General features: G+C 70.3%; 14 protein-coding genes and 1 pseudogene. 11 read left to right on the top strand and 4 right to left on the bottom strand.

Going from position 1 to position 16,096, the window contains the following annotated elements; genetic code table 11:
* Positions 1–73: 73 nt before the first annotated feature.
* Genes bioB through ACFX43_RS11685 form a run of 8 tightly spaced genes read left to right on the top strand, consistent with a single transcriptional unit; the run spans position 74 to position 7,581 of the window.
* Entirely contained in the window at positions 74–1,246 is a 1,173-nt protein-coding gene (gene bioB, locus ACFX43_RS11720; protein ID WP_378820881.1) for a biotin synthase BioB, read from the top strand.
* Positions 1,227–2,570 (top strand): adenosylmethionine--8-amino-7-oxononanoate transaminase, encoded by a 1,344-nt coding sequence (bioA, locus tag ACFX43_RS11715; RefSeq protein WP_378820879.1) that lies wholly within the window; start codon positions 1,227–1,229, stop codon positions 2,568–2,570. Before bioB ends, bioA begins: the two co-directional genes overlap by 20 nt.
* Before the next feature lies 1 nt (position 2,571).
* Positions 2,572–3,690, top strand: a complete 1,119-nt coding sequence (locus tag ACFX43_RS11710; protein WP_378820876.1) for an 8-amino-7-oxononanoate synthase — start codon at positions 2,572–2,574, stop codon at positions 3,688–3,690.
* Positions 3,687–4,343 carry a dethiobiotin synthase gene (gene bioD, locus ACFX43_RS11705; RefSeq protein WP_378820874.1) on the top strand — a complete coding sequence of 219 codons (657 nt, stop codon included), beginning with the start codon at positions 3,687–3,689 and terminating at the stop codon, positions 4,341–4,343. Before ACFX43_RS11710 ends, bioD begins: the two co-directional genes overlap by 4 nt.
* 11 nt (positions 4,344–4,354) lie before the next feature.
* Positions 4,355–5,338, top strand: coding sequence for a metal ABC transporter substrate-binding protein (locus tag ACFX43_RS11700; protein ID WP_378820871.1), 984 nt, complete (start codon positions 4,355–4,357; stop codon positions 5,336–5,338).
* Complete coding sequence (locus ACFX43_RS11695) at positions 5,335–6,168, top strand: metal ABC transporter ATP-binding protein (RefSeq protein ID WP_378820868.1); 834 nt, start codon at positions 5,335–5,337, stop codon at positions 6,166–6,168. The genes ACFX43_RS11700 and ACFX43_RS11695 overlap by 4 nt, the downstream gene beginning before the upstream one ends.
* Positions 6,168–7,187, top strand: a complete 1,020-nt coding sequence (locus ACFX43_RS11690; RefSeq protein WP_378820866.1) for a metal ABC transporter permease — start codon at positions 6,168–6,170, stop codon at positions 7,185–7,187. Before ACFX43_RS11695 ends, ACFX43_RS11690 begins: the two co-directional genes overlap by 1 nt.
* On the top strand, positions 7,174–7,581 hold the full coding sequence (locus ACFX43_RS11685) for a Fur family transcriptional regulator (RefSeq protein ID WP_378820864.1): 408 nt from the start codon (positions 7,174–7,176) through the stop codon (positions 7,579–7,581). Before ACFX43_RS11690 ends, ACFX43_RS11685 begins: the two co-directional genes overlap by 14 nt.
* Here ACFX43_RS11685 and ACFX43_RS11680 read toward each other — a convergent pair.
* From ACFX43_RS11680 to recO, 3 genes and pseudogenes are all read right to left on the bottom strand, one after another.
* Positions 7,578–8,372, bottom strand: a complete 795-nt coding sequence (locus tag ACFX43_RS11680; RefSeq protein ID WP_350664605.1) for an isoprenyl transferase — start codon at positions 8,370–8,372, stop codon at positions 7,578–7,580. The two genes, ACFX43_RS11685 and ACFX43_RS11680, sit on opposite strands and share 4 nt — an antisense overlap.
* Before the next feature lie 139 nt (positions 8,373–8,511).
* A pseudogene (locus ACFX43_RS11675) lies at positions 8,512–9,321 on the bottom strand (YibE/F family protein); the annotation flags it as partial.
* 342 nt (positions 9,322–9,663) lie between these two features.
* A complete protein-coding gene (gene recO, locus ACFX43_RS11670; RefSeq protein WP_355018167.1) occupies positions 9,664–10,392 on the bottom strand; it encodes a DNA repair protein RecO in 729 nt (242 codons plus the stop codon).
* Positions 10,393–10,490: 98 nt separating this feature from the next.
* On the opposite strand from recO, the gene ACFX43_RS11665 reads away from it, so the two are divergent.
* The 3 genes from ACFX43_RS11665 (at position 10,491) to ACFX43_RS11655 (ending at position 14,661) form a co-directional block, all read left to right on the top strand.
* Complete coding sequence (locus ACFX43_RS11665) at positions 10,491–11,963, top strand: HTTM domain-containing protein (RefSeq protein WP_378820860.1); 1,473 nt, start codon at positions 10,491–10,493, stop codon at positions 11,961–11,963.
* A 91-nt stretch (positions 11,964–12,054) separates the two neighbouring features.
* On the top strand, positions 12,055–12,867 hold the full coding sequence (locus ACFX43_RS11660) for an ion transporter (RefSeq protein ID WP_378820858.1): 813 nt from the start codon (positions 12,055–12,057) through the stop codon (positions 12,865–12,867).
* 78 nt (positions 12,868–12,945) lie between these two features.
* Positions 12,946–14,661: a protein kinase gene (locus ACFX43_RS11655; RefSeq protein ID WP_378820855.1), complete on the top strand. Its 1,716-nt coding sequence runs from the start codon at positions 12,946–12,948 to the stop codon at positions 14,659–14,661.
* A 6-nt stretch (positions 14,662–14,667) separates the two neighbouring features.
* On the opposite strand, the gene ACFX43_RS11650 is transcribed toward ACFX43_RS11655, so the two are convergent.
* Entirely contained in the window at positions 14,668–16,044 is a 1,377-nt protein-coding gene (locus ACFX43_RS11650; protein WP_378820852.1) for a PLP-dependent aminotransferase family protein, read from the bottom strand.
* Between the last annotated feature and the right edge of the window lie 52 nt (positions 16,045–16,096).

Here is a 16,096-nt window from a genome sequence, read left to right as displayed (position 1 = left end):
GGCCCGACAGAACCTAACCTGAACACCGTTCAACTGAACGTTGTTCAGGTAGCCATCCCGAGGAGACTCCCGCATGACGACAGCCTTCGACCAGCTAGCCGACCGGATCCTGTCCGGCGGGGCCGCCACCACGGAGGACGCGGTGGCCGTGCTGCGTACGCCCGATGCGGAGCTGATGAGTGTCGTCGCCGCGGCGGGGCGACTGCGGCGCGAGCACTTCGGCAACACCGTCAAGGTGAACTACCTGGTCAACCTCAAGTCCGGCCTCTGCCCGGAGAACTGCAACTACTGCAGCCAGGCGCTCGGCTCGCGGGCGCCGGTCCTGAAGTACTCCTGGCTCTCCAAGGACGAGACTCTCGAGCAGGCCGGCGCCGGGCTTCGTGGTGGCGCCACCCGCGTCTGCATGGTCTCCTCGGGCCGCGGACCCTCCGAGCGTGACATCGACAAGGTCGTCGAGATGACCTCCGCTCTGAAGGACGCGCACGAGGGGGTCGAGATCTGCGCCTGTCTCGGACTGCTCAAGGGCGGCCAGGCCGAGCGGCTCAAGGCCGCCGGGGTGGATGCGTACAACCACAACATCAACACCGCCGAGTCCAACCACGACAACATCGTCCAGACCCACACCTACGAGGACCGCGTCGACACCATCGGCAAGGCCAAGGACGCCGGCCTCTCGCCGTGCTCGGGCCTCATCGCGGGCCTGGGCGAGACCGACGAGCAGCTCGTCGAGGCGCTCTTCGCGCTCAAGGAGCTCGACGCCGACTCGATCCCGGTGAACTTCCTGATGCCGTTCGACGGGACGCCGTACGAGAACACCTGGGAGCTCTCCCCCACCCGCTGCGTGAAGATCCTGGCGATGGCGCGCTTCGTCTGCCCGGACAAGGAGATCCGGATCGCGGGCGGGCGCGAGATGCACCTACGCTCGCTGCAGGCCACCGCGCTGCAGGTCGCCAACTCGCTCTTCCTCGGCGACTACCTGACCTCCGAGGGGCAGGACGCTCTGGCCGACCTGGAGATGCTGCGCGACAACGGGTTCATCATCCTCGGCATGGACCAGAGCGGGTTCGACGAGCTCATCGAGGAGCACCGCGCCAAGGCCGCCGGTCGCGTCGCGAGCGGTTGTGGCAGCAGCTGCGGCGACGGCTGCGGCTCTGCCTCTGGCGGGGCCTGCGGTGGTCATGACGAGCAGGACGGCCCGGTGATCCGGCGTCGCGGAGCGGGGACCGATGTCGCTGCCAATGCTTGATCTGGGCGTTGATCTGGGCGTTGATCTGGGCGTTGACCGGGGCGTCGACCGGGCCCACGATCTGCTCGCCTTCGACCGCGAGCACATCTGGCACCCCTACACCTCGATGACCGACCCGGCGCCGGTGCGGCTCGTCACCGGCGCCGAGGGCGTACGCCTCCACCTCGACGAAGGCGGCGAGCGCCTCGAGGTCGTCGACGCGATGTCGTCGTGGTGGTCGGCGGTCCACGGGTACCGGGTGCCCGAGCTGGACGCCGCGCTCACCGAGCAGGCCGGCCGGATGGCGCACGTGATGTTCGGCGGCCTGACCCACGCTCCGGCGATCGACCTCGCCGAGCGACTCGTCTCGATCACCCCGGACCCCCTGCAGCACGTCTTCCTCGCCGACTCCGGGTCGGTGAGCGTCGAGGTGGCGATCAAGATGGCGCTGCAGAGCCAGCGCGGCCGCGGGCGGCCGGAGCGTACGCGGCTGCTGACCGTGCGCGGCGGCTACCACGGCGACACCTTCGGGTGCATGAGCACGTGCGACCCGGTCGGCGGGATGCATTCGATGTTCAGCGAGATGCTCGCGCCCCAGGTCTTCGCCGAGCGCCCGCCGGCGCCGGGCGGTGACGTGGAGGCGTGGGCCCAGGGCGTACGCCGCCTGGCGGCCGAGCACACCGACGAGCTCGCCGGGATCATCCTCGAGCCGCGGCTCCAGGGCGCGGGCGGGATGTGGGTCTACGACGACCAGTGCCTGGTCGTGCTCCGCGAGATCGCCGACGAGCACGGACTGGTGCTGATCTTCGACGAGATCGCCACCGGGCTCGGCCGCACCGGCGACCTCTTCGTGTCCTCGCTGGTCACCCCCGACATCCTCTGCCTCGGCAAGGCGCTCACCGGCGGCTACATGACCCTGGCCGCGGTGCTGACCACCACCGAGGTCGCGCACGCGATCTCCCGGAGCGAGTCGGGCGTGCTCATGCACGGGCCGACCTTCATGGGCAACCCGCTCGCCTGCGCGGTGGCGCTGGCCTCGCTCGACCTGCTGGCCGCCCGCGGCTGGGAGCAGGACGTACGCCGGGTCTCCGCCGCGCTCTCGACGGGCCTCTCCCCTCTGACCGCCGCGCCCGGCGTCAGCCAGGTCCGCGTCCTCGGCGCCGTCGGCGTGGTCCAGCTCGACCATCCGGTCGATGTCGCCAAGGCCACCGACGCCGCGCTGCGCGAAGGCGTCTGGATCCGGCCGTTCCGCGACCTGATCTACACGATGCCTCCCTACATCACCGACCAGGACGACCTCGTCCGCATCTGCCGGGCCGTCGCCGCAGCCGCGGAGGTGGCTTGAGATGGGTTGGCAGAACTGGCTTGACGAGGCAGCCGCGGCACGGGAAGAAGCTGGGCTGACCCGTCGGCTGCGGCCGCGCGGGCCCAACGACAGCGTCGTCGACCTGGCCGGCAACGACTACCTGGGCCTGTCCGGCCACCCGGACGTACGCCGCGCCGCGGCCGAGGCGGCCATGCTCTGGGGCGGTGGCGCGGGTGCGTCTCGGCTGGTCACGGGCACCTTGACCCTGCACGGCGAGCTGGAGGCCGAGCTCGCCGACTGGATGGGGCAGCCGGGCGCGTTGACGTTCTCGACCGGCTACCACGCCAACCTCTCGGTCGTCGGCGCGCTGGCCGACCGGACCGCACACGTGGTCTCGGACGCGCACATCCACGCCTCGTTGATCGACGCCGTACGGCTCTCCCGGGCACAGCTGACGGTCGTGCCGCACAACGACGTGGCGGCGGTCCGGGTCGCACTCGCGGCACGACCCGGAGTCCGCAGCCTCGTGCTGGCCGAGTCCGTCTACTCCGTCCTCGGTGACGAGGCGCCGCTGACGGAGCTGGCCGAGGTCTGCGCGGAGCACGGCGCGCTGCTCGTCGTCGACGAGGCCCACGGCGTCGGCGTGCACGGGCCCGGGCTCGTCCACCGCCACGGGCTCGCCGGGCGGCCCGATGTGCTCGTCACCGCGACGCTCTCCAAGAGCCTGGGCAGCCAGGGCGGCGCCGTCCTGGGGCCGCGAGCGGTCCTCGACCACCTGGTCAACACCGCCCGCCCGTTCATCTTCGACACCGGTCTGGCCCCCGCCTCCGCCGCCGCGGCCATGGCCGCAGCGCGGGTCGCGCGCGCTCGCCCGGAGCTCGCCGGCACCATCCGCGCTCGCGTCACGGAGCTGGCTCGGACCCTTGACGTCCCTGCCCCCGCCGGCGCGGTGCTGTCGGTGCCGATGCCGTCGCCCGAGGCGGCGGTCTCCGCGCAGGCGGACCTGCTCAGCGAGGGCGTACGCGTCGGCTGCTTCCGCCCGCCGTCGGTCCCCGACGGGATCTCCCGGCTGCGGATCACCGCCGGAGCGGGTGTCACCGACGAAGCCTGGGAGCGGGCGACCAAGGCCATCGACACGATCGTGGGTGAGGTCCGGTGACCGGGTCGACCGGGCGGGTGGTGATCGTCACCGGCACCAACACGGGCGTCGGCAAGACCGTCGCGACGGCGACGCTGGCCGCCCGGGCGCGTACGAACGGCGAGAAGGTCGCGGTCGTGAAGCCGGTGCAGACCGGGACCGCCGACGGCGACTGCGACGCGGCCGAGATCCACCGGCTCACCGGGATCGAGGTCCACGAGCTCACCAGTCTGGAGGAGCCGCTCGCACCCGACACCGCTGCCCGGCGGGCCGGGGTGGAGATCCCGCCGGTCGCTGCGTACGCTCCGACGATCTCGACCCTGACCAGCGAGAACGACCTCGTCCTCGTCGAGGGCGCGGGTGGTCTGCTGGTGCGCCTGGACACCGGCGGCGGCACGCTCCTCGACCTGGCCGACGCCCTGCTCGCCGAGGGCGTACCCACCTCGTTCGTCGTCGTCACCGCGGCCGGCCTGGGCACGCTCAACCACACCGAGCTGACCGTGGGCGCGCTGCGCGCCCGCGGGCACGAGCCCGACGGACTGATCATCGGCTCCTGGCCGGGCGATCCGGGGCTCGCCGAGCGGTGCAACCGCATCGACCTCCCCCGCGTGACCGGCGTACCCCTGCTGTTCGGCATCCCGGAAGGAATTGACAACCATTCTCAACTGGCCTGAGAATGGTTCTCATGACCCCCACTGCCCGCTCCGCCGGCCTCCTTGCCGCCGGCGCACTCCTGCTCACCTCTGGCTGTGCCGCCCTCTCCGACGACTCCGGTTCCTCCGCCTCCGGATCCGACTCGGGGAAGGTCCAGGTCGCGGCCGCGTTCTACCCGCTGGAGTTCGTCGCGGAGCGAGTAGCGGGTGACCTCGCCGAGGTCACTCCCCTCACCAAGCCGGGCGTCGAGCCGCACGACCTCGAGCTCAGCATCAACCAGACCGCCGCGCTGCAGAGCGCCGACGTGATCCTCACCGAGCACGGCTTCCAGCCCGCCGTCGACGACGCGGTCGAGCAGGACGTCAAGGGTGAGGTCGTCGACGTCGAGAAGGTCGTCGAGCTCCGCAAGGCCGAGGATGAGGGCCACGAAGAAGGCCACGACGACGAGCACGCCGATGGCGAGGACGCCGCCGCCGAGGACGAGCACGCCCACGGCGAGACCGACCCCCACTTCTGGCACGACCCGCTGCTGATGGCGCAGTACGCCGAGGGCGTACGCGACGCTCTGGTCAAGGCCGACCCCGACAACGCCGAGACCTACGAGGCCAACGCCAAGTCGCTGACCGAGGACCTGACGAAGGTCGACGAGGAGTTCAAGACCGGCCTGGCCCAGTGCAGGATCAAGGACGTCGTGGTCTCCCATGACGCCTTCGCGTACCTGGACAAGTACGGCTTGGAGTTCGAGTCGATCGCCGGCCTGACCCCCGACGCCGAGCCCAACCCGGCCCAGCTCGCCGAGATCGGCGAGCACGCCAAGGAGCACGGCGTGACCACGATCTTCTCCGAGCGTCTGGTCAGCACCGCGCTCGCCGACACCCTCGCCGACGACCTCGGCCTCAAGACCGCCGTGCTCGACCCGATCGAGGGCCTCTCGGCAGACACCGAGGGAGAGGACTACCTTTCCCTCATGCGCCAGAACCTCGACGCCCTGAAGGCGGCCAACGGTTGTCAGTGACCAGATCAGGGACCGGAAACAGCACCGTCCCCGCCGATGTCCCCGTGCAGCTCCTGCACGGGGATGTCGCCCTGTCCGGACGTCCCGTCCTTCGCGAGGTGGACCTGACCGTCAAGCGCGGTGAGTTCGTCGCGTTGATGGGCGCCAACGGCTCCGGCAAGTCGACGCTCGTACGCACCCTGGTGGGCCTCAACCCGCTCTCGGCCGGTCGCCTCGAGCTGTTCGGCCGCCCCCTGGCCGGCTTCCACGACTGGTCGCGGGTGGGCTACGTGCCGCAGCGAAGCACCGCCACCGGCGGCGTACCCGCCTCGGTCTGGGAGGTCGTCGCCTCCGGCCGGCTCACCCACCGCAAGCTGTTGCGGCCGCTGCGCAGCGCCGACCGGGCCGCGATCCGGGCGGCGCTCGAGGTGGTCGGGATGGATGCGTACGCCCACCGCGGGGTCGCCCAGCTCTCCGGCGGTCAGCACCAGCGGGTGCTGATCGCGCGGGCGCTCGCCGGCCGTCCCGAGCTGCTGCTGCTCGACGAGCCCACCGCCGGGGTCGACCTGCCCAACCAGCACGCGCTGGCCGGGGCCCTCGGCCGCCTCAAGGACGACGGCGCCACGATCGTGCTGGTCGCCCACGAGCTCGGGCCGCTGGCTCCGCTGGTCGACCGCGCCGTCGTCATGCGCGACGGGCGCAAGGCCTACGACGGCCCGCCCCTCTCCGATGCCGACGTTCACGCCCAAGGCTTCGACGCCGGTCACGTCCACTGCGACACTGGGCTCGATTCAGCTGGCTCGACCGCCGCGCCCAACGCCGCCGTCCCGACCCCACTCAAGGAGCTCTGATGACTCTCCTCGAGCTCTTCTCGGTGCCATTCATGCAGCGGGCCCTGATCGCGGCGTTCCTCGTCGGGATCGCCGCGCCGGCGGTCGGCACCTACATCGTGCAGCGACGACTCGCGCTGATGGGTGACGGCATCGGTCACGTCGCCGTCACCGGCGTAGCGATCGGCCTGTGGACCCAGACCTCGCCGACCTGGGCCGCGGTGATCGTGGCCATCGCCGGCGCCGTGGTCATCGAGATCGTGCGCGAGCGCGGCCACGCCGAAGGCGACGTCGCCCTGGCGATGCTCTTCTACGGCGGGCTCGCCGGCGGCGTCTTCGTCACCGGGCTCGCCGGCACCGGCGCCTCCCGGCTCCAGGAGTTCCTCTTCGGCTCGATCCTGACCATCTCGGTCGACGACCTGCTCGTGACGATGGCCCTCGCGGTCGTGCTGATCGTGATCTGCGTCGGCCTCTCGCCGCAGCTGTTCGCGGTCTCCCAGGACGCCGACTACGCCAAGGTCGCCGGGCTGCCGGTGCGGTTCTACTCGATCCTCGTCGCCGTGCTCGCTGCCCTGAGCGTCGTGATCGCGATGCGCACGGTCGGGCTGCTGCTCGTCTCCGCGCTCATGGTCGTGCCGGTCGCGATCGTGCAGCAGCTGACCCGGTCGTTCCGGATGACCCTGCTCGGCGCGATGGGCGCCGGCCTGGTCGCCTCGGTCGGCGGCCTCGGGCTGGCGGCCGCGCTCTCCCGCACCGGCGCCAACGTCCAGCCCGGCCCCAGCATCGTGCTGGTCGCGCTGGCCGGGTTCTTCCTGGTCTGGCCGATCGGCGCCTGGCTACGCCGCCGTCGGGCGCTCGTGGCCCCGTTCCCGGAGACCGCGCCCGTGGAGAAGCCGGTCGACGAGGCACACCCGCACCACCACGGCGAGAAGTGCGGCCACGTCGCGGTCGAGCACGGCGACCACGTCGACTACATCCACGACGGCCACCGGCACGCGGCGCACGTCGGCGCGGAGGGAGAGCACTATGACGAGCACTGATCCTTTGGCGACTGAACCTTCCGGAGCCCTGCGCCCCACCAAGCAGCGGCTCGCCGTCGCTGAGGCGTTACGGACGTACGACGGCTTCCACTCCGCCCAGGAGATCCACTCCCGTCTCGACGGTACGGTCGGTCTGGCCACGGTCTACCGCACGCTCACCGCACTGGCCGAGGCCGGCGCGGTCGACGCGATGCGCTCCGAGGACGGCGAGACGATCTACCGCCGCTGCTCCGACACCCACCACCATCACCTGGTCTGCCGTCAGTGCGGCCGCACCGTCGAGGTCGAGGGCCCTGCCGTCGAGCGCTGGACCAAGACCATGGCCGAGGACAACGGCTTCACCGACGTCTCCCACACCCTGGAGATCTTCGGCACCTGCACCGACTGCCGTTAGAGCTGGACCGGGTTCGGCAGCGCGCCGCCGTAGCGGCGATCGCGGGAGGCGTACGTCTCGATGGCGTGCCACAGGTGGCGACGGTCGACGTCGGGCCAGAGCACGTCTGTGAAGACGAACTCGGAGTAAGCCGCCTGCCAGAGCATGTAGTTGGACAGCCGCTGCTCACCGGAGGTGCGCCAGATGAGGTCGGCGTCGGGGAGGTCGGGGACGTAGAGGTAGCGCTCGAAGGTCTTCTCGGTGATCTTCTCCGGGCGCAGCTTCCCGGCGCGTACGTCCTCCCCCATCCGCCGCACGGCGTCGGTGAGCTCGGCGCGACCGCCGTAGTTGACGCACATCGTCAGCGTGCAGACGGTGTTGTCCTTCGTCATCTCCTCGGCGATCTTGAGCTCGTTGATGACGGACTTCCACAGCCGAGGGGCACGACCCGCCCAGCGGACCCGGACCCCGAGCTCGTTCATCTCGTCGCGGCGGCGGCGGATGACGTCGCGGTTGAAGCCCATCAGGAACTTCACCTCGTCGGGCGAGCGCGACCAGTTCTCGGTGGAGAACGCGTAGGCCGAGATGGCCTTCACGCCGATCTCGATGGCACCTTCGACGACGTCGAAGAGCGAGGACTCACCCTCTTCGTGGCCCTTGGTCCGGGGGAGGCCACGCTCCTTGGCCCATCGGCCGTTGCCGTCCATGATGATCGCCACGTGGTGCGGGACGAGGTCCTTGGGGACCGGGGGCGGGGTAGCCCCGGACGGGTGGGGTGTTGGGGTACGGACCGGCTTGCTCACGAGGTGCAACCCTAGTCGGGCGATAGCCAGGAGGCGGCTGCGGCCCGGGAGGCTGCGGCCTGGGCGGGACCATCTGGCGCCGGGGCGCGTCGTACTCCATCTCTTCGGGTCGCCCGGCCGGACCGGGGACGGTCAGCGCGCCGATGATCGTGGTGATCGGCATCGCCAGGACGACCCCGATGCCCGCGGCCATGGTGGCGACGATCTCGCCGGCCATCTGCTCGGTCGTCAGCAACGAGAGGAATGTGCGGTCGTAGAGCTGGATCACCAGCAGCAGCGTGAGCGCGCTGCCGACGTAGGCGAACACGATCGTGTAGATCGTCGAGGCGACGTGGTCGCGGCCGATCCGCATCGCGCCGCGGAAGATGTCCCACCGCGATGTGGACGGCCCGGCGGCGCGCAGCTCCCACACCGCGGAGGCCTGGGTGATGGTGACGTCGTTGAGCGCGCCGAGGCCGGCGATGATCACCGCGGCGACCAGCAGGGTCTGCAGGTCGAGCGCGGCGTCGAGCGAGGAGAGCGTCTGGCCGCTCTCGGAGCCCAGCCCGCTGAGCCGGCTGGCGCCGATCGCGAATGTGCCGATCAGCGCGGTCACCGCGACCCCGGCCAGGGTGCCGGCGAGCGCCACCGACGTACGCACCGAGAACCCGTGGGTCGTGTAGAGCACCACGTAGAGGATCAGCACCGAGGAGACCAGCGCGACCCACGCCGCGGGCTCGCCGGAGAGGAGCGCGGGCAGCAGGAACAGCCACACCACCGCCCCCGCGAACCCCAGGCCGAGCACCGCCATCAGCCCGCGCAGCCGCGCGACGGCGACGACACACACGACGAAGAGGCCGACCAGCAGGAGCAGCGGCGGGCCGCGCTTGACGTCGAAGAAGGCGTACGTCGCCTCCCCCTCCTTCTCGGTGCGGGAGAGCTCGACCTCGTCGCCGGTCTCCAGCCCGGAGCGGGCCATCGGGGTCGAGATCTCCACCGCGACCTCGGTGCCGGTGTCGGGTCCGCTGGTGAGCGTCGCGGCGGCGGTGTTGCAGCCCTTCGGCGTGCCGTCGGCGCTGCACGGCTCGGCGACCGAGGTGATCTCGGCCGTCTCGAAGACGACGCCGTCGGCGACGAACTCCTGCGACCCCTGGAGCTTCTCGACCGCGGCGCGGTCGGGCCACCACAGGGCCACTCCGACGACGGTGATGACAGCCACGAGCACGAGCGAGACGGTCAGCACCATCCGCGGCAGCGCCTCGACCTCCACCTCGGCGTCGTGCCCACCGTGGGAGTGGCCGTGGGAGTGGGCCATCGTTCCTCAGCTCTCGACGTATTCCAGCGAGCGCAGGTTGCGGTCCAGATGCCAGGAGAGGTACGCGGCGACCAACCCGCTCGCCTGCCTGCTGGTCCGGTCCTCGGCGCCGCCGACGGTATCCCAGTCACCTGAGAGCAGCGCACCGAGGTGACCGAGCGTCTCGGGCGAGGGCGTCGCCGAGCCCGGCACCCGGCAGGTCGTGCACAGCGCGCCGCCCATGGACACGTTGAACCACCGGTGCGGACCCTCCAGCCCGCAGCGTGCGCAGGCCTCGAAGCTCGGCGCGTATCCGGCGACGGCCAGCGAGCGGAGCAGGTAGGAGTCGAGGACGTGGCGGGGAAGCCGGTCGCCCTGAGCGAGCACTCGCAGCCCGCCGACGAGCAGCAGATACTGCTGCGGCGCCGGCTCGCCCTCCTCGTGGACCAGCCGGTCGGCGGTCTCGAGCATCGCGGTGCCGGCGGTGTAGCGGTCGTAGTCCAGCCCGATCCCGGCATGGAACAGAGTGAGCGTCTCGGCCTGGGTGATCGTGTCGAGGTTGCGCCCCTCGGCGAACTGCAGGTCGACGTGGGTGAACGGCTCCAGCCGCGAACCCCACCGCGAGGTCGTACGCCGCACGCCCTTCGCCACCGCACGCACCCGTCCGTGGTGACGGGTGAGCATGGTGATGATCCGATCGGCCTCACCAAGCTTGTGGGTGCGAAGCACGATGGCCTCGTCGCGGTAGAGGGGCACGGTCCCATTCTGCAGCACGCGCCTGGCCGTCGGGTGCCGCCCGGCCCGCGTCGGCGAGAAACCAGATAATCCGGCGAGAAACCAGATGTAATCCCGCCATGACCAGGTTCAGCCCTCGGTCCACCTTCGCCGTGGCCGACGTACGGACTCGAAGGCTGACCTTTGACCAGCTCAGCCTGTTCACCATGCTCTGGGCAGGACAGGGCCTGATCCAGCTCCTCACCTATGAATACTTTCCCCGCGACGCCCTGTTCGGTCTGCTTCTGGTGGCAACGCTCGCAGCGATCGTCCTTCCCAACCGCACCCTGGCACTCGCGACGATGCTCGTGCTCAACCTGGCCTATTCCTGGGCACACCTGCCTTATCAGGTCAATCATCATCTGCTCGAGGACTGCATCAATCTGATCCTGCTCGGCGCGTTGGCCATCGCGTGGATACGGCGCAGGCGCGGTCGAGCCGACCTCGGCATCCGCTCGGCGACGTACGAGGCCTTCGCGGGCCCGGCCCGCGGTGCCGTGGTCGTCATGTACGTGTGGTCGGGGATCGCGAAGGCCAACACCGACTTCTTCGACCCGATGGTGGGTTGCGCAGCCACGCTGCTCGGCACTGCCCTCCATGCCGAGCAGAACAGCGCGATCGTGGCGTGGCTGGCGACTCCGGTCACGGCCGGCACCTTGGTCACCGAGATCGGCCTGGGGCTGCTGCTCGCCTTCCGCAGAACGCGGTTCCTCGCCATTCCGATCGGGCTGTTGTTCCACCTCTCCCTTGCGGTGGTCCCGATCGCGGCGATCCAGGCGTTCAGCTACGTCGCCGTCGCAACGTATGCCCTGTTCATCAGCCCCGAGGTTGCCACCGCAGCCAGCGACCTGGTCGGCAACAGCCTTCGTCGGCTACGACGCCACCTGATCGCAACCGTCGCGAGCGGTGCGATGGCGGTCGGTGTCCTGGTCGGCGCCGTGACGCTCGCCTCCAGGACCATCGGGAACGACGATGCCTTCACCTATGCCCGGGTGGGTCTGTGGTTCCTCGGCCTCGTGGTTCTCATCGTCGTATATCTCCGGTCCATGCTCGCGGTGGTACGCCGCGACGGGCCGCGTGCCATAGCCGTCTCTGATCCGCTGTTCACCGGATCGCCCGTGCTGTGGGTCGTGACCTTGCTCGTCCTGGTGAACGGCAGCCTCCCCTACCTCGGTTTCAAGACGCAGACATCGTTCACGATGTTCAGCAACGTCTGGACCGAGGACGGCCGCACGAACCATTGGTTCATCAGCCCGGCCATCCAGATCGGCGACTATCAGGGCGACCTGGTCAAGATCATCGAGACCGATGACCCCGATCTTGCCGAGGTCGCTGACGCCGAGCACTCGTTGACCCGGTTCGAGTTCGAGCGGACCTTGAGCGAGAAGGACGACATATCCGTGGAGTGCAGGTGTTACGGGCAGGTCCGTCGCATCGAGAAGGTCGATGGCGAGTTCATCGGATATGAACCCCACTTCTCCTACACCCCGTTCTTGGGCAAGGTGATGTCGTTTCGCTCGGTCCCGGACGGCAAGGTCGCCTGCACCCAGTGACCACGCTGTCGACCTCACGTCGCAGCCACACGATGGCAACGACGCGTGTGGGTGATCGTGATTGGTCGGCTCGTCTCCTATCGTGCCGGTCATGAGCTCAACAGGCACGGACCGGGACGTCGACCGCCGCCATGACGACCGCCAGCCGGGTGCCGTGCGGACGCCGCCGGTCACGGTGGTCGACTGGCTGATGCTGGCGCTCGCGATCATCTCGGTCGCGCTGCTGGTCTGGATCACCTTCTGGGATGTGCCCCAGCCCTGGGAACGCCGGGTGATCATCGCCGACTACGTGATCTGCGGGATCTTCTTCGTCGAGTTCTGCTTCCGGTGGAGCAGGTCCGGGCTGGGCTGGAAGTTCCTGGCGCTCTACTGGTACGAGATCCTCGGCATGATCCCGCTCTCGGACCCGGCCTTCCGCGCCTTCCGGCTGCTGCGGGTGGTCGTCATCTTCCTACGGCTGATGCGCGCCGCCGACCGTGCCTTCGGCGACCGGGTCTCGGCGTACGTCGTGGGAAGGTTCTCCGGATCGATCGTCGACGCGATCCGCAAGCCGATCACGGTCGCGGTGCTCGACGAGGTGATCGCGGTGATCCAGACCGGCAACTACACCCGGCACATCTCCAGCGCGATCGAGGAGAACCGCGCCGAGATCGACACCCTCATCATCGACCTCATCCGTCAGGATCAGGCGGCCGGGAAGCTGAGGTACCTCCCCTTCCACGACGACGTCGTCCGGCTCGTGGCCGACACGGTGCTGCGCCTGGTCGACCAGGGCCTGGCCGACCCGCGGGTCCACGAGATCATCTCCGACGCCATCCGCGAGTCCGCCAAGGAGCTGCGGGAGAACATCGGCTCTGACGATCACACCGCGGTAAAGCGGGATCAGGAGCGGTTCGGCAAGTAGGTCTCGATTTCTTTGCGAAACCCGCTGAAGTAGGTGTCACCGCAGTCCGCCGGGCCGGATTCAGGGCATGATTCGGCCATGAGCGCGACCTTCCCGACCAGTCTCGGGCGGCTACAACAGGTCCGCCACATCGGCGCCGGCGCTTTCGCCTCCGTGTGGCTCTACTACGACCCCGATCTCGACTCCCACGTCGCGGTCAAGGCGCTCTCCCCCGGCTGGGTGTCGAACCCCGAGATCCACAAGCGCTTCCTCCAGGAGGCACGACTGCTCCGCTCGGTCGACTCACCCCATGTCGTGCGTGTCTACGACATCGGCCAGACGAGCACCGGCATCCCCTTCTTCGTGATGTCGTACGCCGACGGCGGCTCGGTCGCCGACCTGCTCAAGCGCTCCCCCGGCGGGCTGGACGTGCACGAGGTCGCCGACATCGTCGCGCAGGCCGCCGACGGACTCATGGCGCTGAAGGCTCGCGGGGTGATCCACCGCGACATCAAGCCCGCCAACCTGCTGCTCACCTCCGAGACCTCCGGCGGCACCGCGGGCGCACGCCGGGTGATGATCGCCGACCTCGGCGTCGCCCGCTCGCTCGACTCGCTCAACGAGGTCACCCGCGACATCGGCACCCCGTCCTACATGGCGCCCGAGCAGCTCGACCCATCATTGCCGATCGACCACCGCGCCGACGTACGAGCCCTCGGCGCGGTCGCCTGGGCCCTGCTCGCCGGCCGCTCCCCCGCCCCCGCGCTCGGGCTCACCTCCCGGGTGCCCGAGGCAGGTTCCGTACGTCCCCTCCCGGCCCCGATCAGCCAGGCCATCGCCCGGGCTCTGGAGCCCCGGGCCGAGGACCGCTGGCCCGATGCGCGCTCGTTCGCCGACGGGCTCCGCGGCGCGGTCAAGGGCACCCGCGTCACCCCTGGTCCGCAGCCTCACTCGGCGTCCCAGCCTCCGCCGCCCACCTCGCCGTGGCAGAAGTCGGCGGCCCCGCCCAGCGGACCCCCCAGCGGGCCACCCAGCGGCCCGCCCACCGGATCGCCGTTCGAGCAGCCGACGACTGTGCCGACCAGCATCGCGACGCAGCACCCGCCGAAGCGGAAGCGCACCGGGCTCCTGGTCGGTGGCCTGGCCGCGGTGGTGGTCGTCGGGCTCGTCGTCGGGCTGATCTTCTTCGTGACCAACGGGGGAAGTCACGTACCCGAGGCCGGTGAGTGCCGCAATCTCGACTACGCCGCGGCCACCGAGTTCGTCGACGAGACGGAGCCGGTGGACTGCGCCGAGCCGCACACGCTCTACACCTTCCACGTCGCCACCGACGTGAAGACCTACAACGACAACGAGGCCGCCGGGGCCGCCTGCTTCACCCGCCTGGAGACCGGCCTCGGGCTGCACCCCGAGACGCTGGCCCGCACCGCCTACATCGTGAGCTGGTACTGGCCGGCGGAGGCCACCTGGAACGACGGCGACCGCTACGTCAGGTGCGATGTCGGGGTGACGGTCCAGGGGGCGCCGATGATCGACCTGCCCGAGGACCCGGTGCCCGACCCGTTCCCGGCCGACCTGCGGGCCTGCATCGACAGCAAGATCGACAAGGTCGTCCGCTGCGGGACCACCCACGACTACGTCGTCGTCGACACCTTCGAGATGACCGGCGACGCCTACCCCGAGCAGAGCGAGACCAACATCCAGGGGCTGGGTGGCTGTCCGTCGGAGGCAACGATGTTCAAGCCACCGTTCAGGACCGCCTGGATGGCCGGCAGTCGCCTGGGCCTCTGCGCGAAGTACGACGTCGAGTCCTAGAGACGCCTAGGAGATCAGAGGCGCCAACCGCCTGACCGCCTCCCGGAGGCGGTCAGGGGTCGTCGCCGCGTAGCCGATGACCAGGCCCGGCGGACCCTCACCCTCGCGGTGCCGGCTCAACGGATGGACGGCGATGCCCGCCTCGAGCGCGGCCGAGGCGAGAGCCGCGTCGTCGACCCCGTCGGGCAGCGTCGCCAGCACGTGCAGTCCGGCCGCGATGCCTCGGACCCGAACGGCCGGCAGATGATCGGCGAGCGCCTCGAGCAGGGCGTCACGTCGAGCCTTGTGTCGCTGCCGGACAAGTCTGAGGTGCCGCTCGAAGGCACCCGAGGTGAGCATCCGCGCCAGGGTGATCTGGGGTAGCGCCGGGCTGGCCAGGTCGAGCCAGTAGCGCGCCTCGACCAGCTCCTCCTGCATCCCGGACGGAGCGACCAGCCAGCCGATCCGCATCGCGGGCGCGAGCGTCTTGGAGACGCTGCCGAGGTGGACGACCCGGCCGGGCGCGAGCACCTTGACGGCCGCGACCGGCGGCCGGTCGTAGCGGTGCTCGGCGTCGTAGTCGTCCTCGATCACCAGCCGGTGAGGCACCGCCCGGACCCACTCGACCAGCTCCCGGCGCCGCTGCGGGGAGAGCACGACCCCGGTCGGGAACTGGTGCGCGGGCGTGACCACGACGGCATCGACACCGCTGGCATCGAGCGCCGCCACGTCCAGACCATCGCCGTCCACCGGCACGGGCACCGTCGTCATCCCCCACCGCTGCAGGTGCACGCGGCCGCCGTACGATCCCGGCTCCTCGAAGCCGACCCTGGTGCGGCCGCGCTCCTCCAACCAGCGCGCCAGGAGCACGAGCCCCTGGGCGACGCCATTGATCACCAGGATCTCGTCGGGCGAGACCGTGAGTCCGCGGGTGCGACCCAGCCAGACAGCGAGCGCCTCCCGGAGCGCCGGTACGCCGCGCGGGTCGCCGTAGCCGAGGTCGGCGCTGCCGATCTCGGCGAGCACCTCCCGCGACGCCTTCGCCCACGCGGCACGCGGAAAGGCCGAGAGGTCGGGCACCCCCGGGGAGAGGTCCAGATCGGGAGTCGGCAGCCGCGTGGCGGCACCGAGACGGCGTACGGCTCCGGGGACCGCGCTCACCCGGGTGCCGCCGCCGCTGCGGGCCGAGAGCAGCCCCTCGTCGGTGAGCCGCTGGTACGCCTCGACGACCACCCCGCGCGAGACGCCGAGCTGGGTGGCGAGGGTGCGCGACGCCGGCACCCGGGCACCGACCGCGAGGCGGCCATCGGCGACTGCGTCGCGCAGCGCACCGGTGAGCCAGGCCGCCAGCCCACCCGGTGGCACTCCGGTCGGGTCAAGCTGGAGGAAGTCCGCACCCGTCATTTGGTCCACTCTGCCACGTGTGGTTTGGATCTGTCCGCCAGACCAAGTTGGG

Source organism: Nocardioides sp. YIM B13467 (assembly GCF_042788075.1).
Lineage (GTDB): Bacteria > Actinomycetota > Actinomycetes > Propionibacteriales > Nocardioidaceae > Nocardioides.
This window is presented reverse-complemented; position numbering and strand designations above follow the sequence as displayed.

Bases quoted from the DNA above. Each gene is read 5' to 3' on its own strand.
- ACFX43_RS11710 (WP_378820876.1), top strand. From the start codon at position 2,572: ATGGGTTGGCAGAACTGGCTTGACGAGGCAGCCGCGGCACGGGAAGAA.
- ACFX43_RS11690 (WP_378820866.1), top strand. From the start codon at position 6,168: ATGACTCTCCTCGAGCTCTTCTCGGTGCCATTCATGCAGCGGGCCCTG.
- bioA (WP_378820879.1), top strand. From the start codon at position 1,227: ATGTCGCTGCCAATGCTTGATCTGGGCGTTGATCTGGGCGTTGATCTG.
- ACFX43_RS11660 (WP_378820858.1), top strand. From the start codon at position 12,055: ATGAGCTCAACAGGCACGGACCGGGACGTCGACCGCCGCCATGACGAC.
- bioB (WP_378820881.1), top strand. From the start codon at position 74: ATGACGACAGCCTTCGACCAGCTAGCCGACCGGATCCTGTCCGGCGGG.
- ACFX43_RS11685 (WP_378820864.1), top strand. From the start codon at position 7,174: ATGACGAGCACTGATCCTTTGGCGACTGAACCTTCCGGAGCCCTGCGC.
- ACFX43_RS11650 (WP_378820852.1), bottom strand. From the start codon at position 16,044: ATGACGGGTGCGGACTTCCTCCAGCTTGACCCGACCGGAGTGCCACCG.
- ACFX43_RS11700 (WP_378820871.1), top strand. From the start codon at position 4,355: ATGACCCCCACTGCCCGCTCCGCCGGCCTCCTTGCCGCCGGCGCACTC.
- ACFX43_RS11655 (WP_378820855.1), top strand. From the start codon at position 12,946: ATGAGCGCGACCTTCCCGACCAGTCTCGGGCGGCTACAACAGGTCCGC.
- ACFX43_RS11665 (WP_378820860.1), top strand. From the start codon at position 10,491: ATGACCAGGTTCAGCCCTCGGTCCACCTTCGCCGTGGCCGACGTACGG.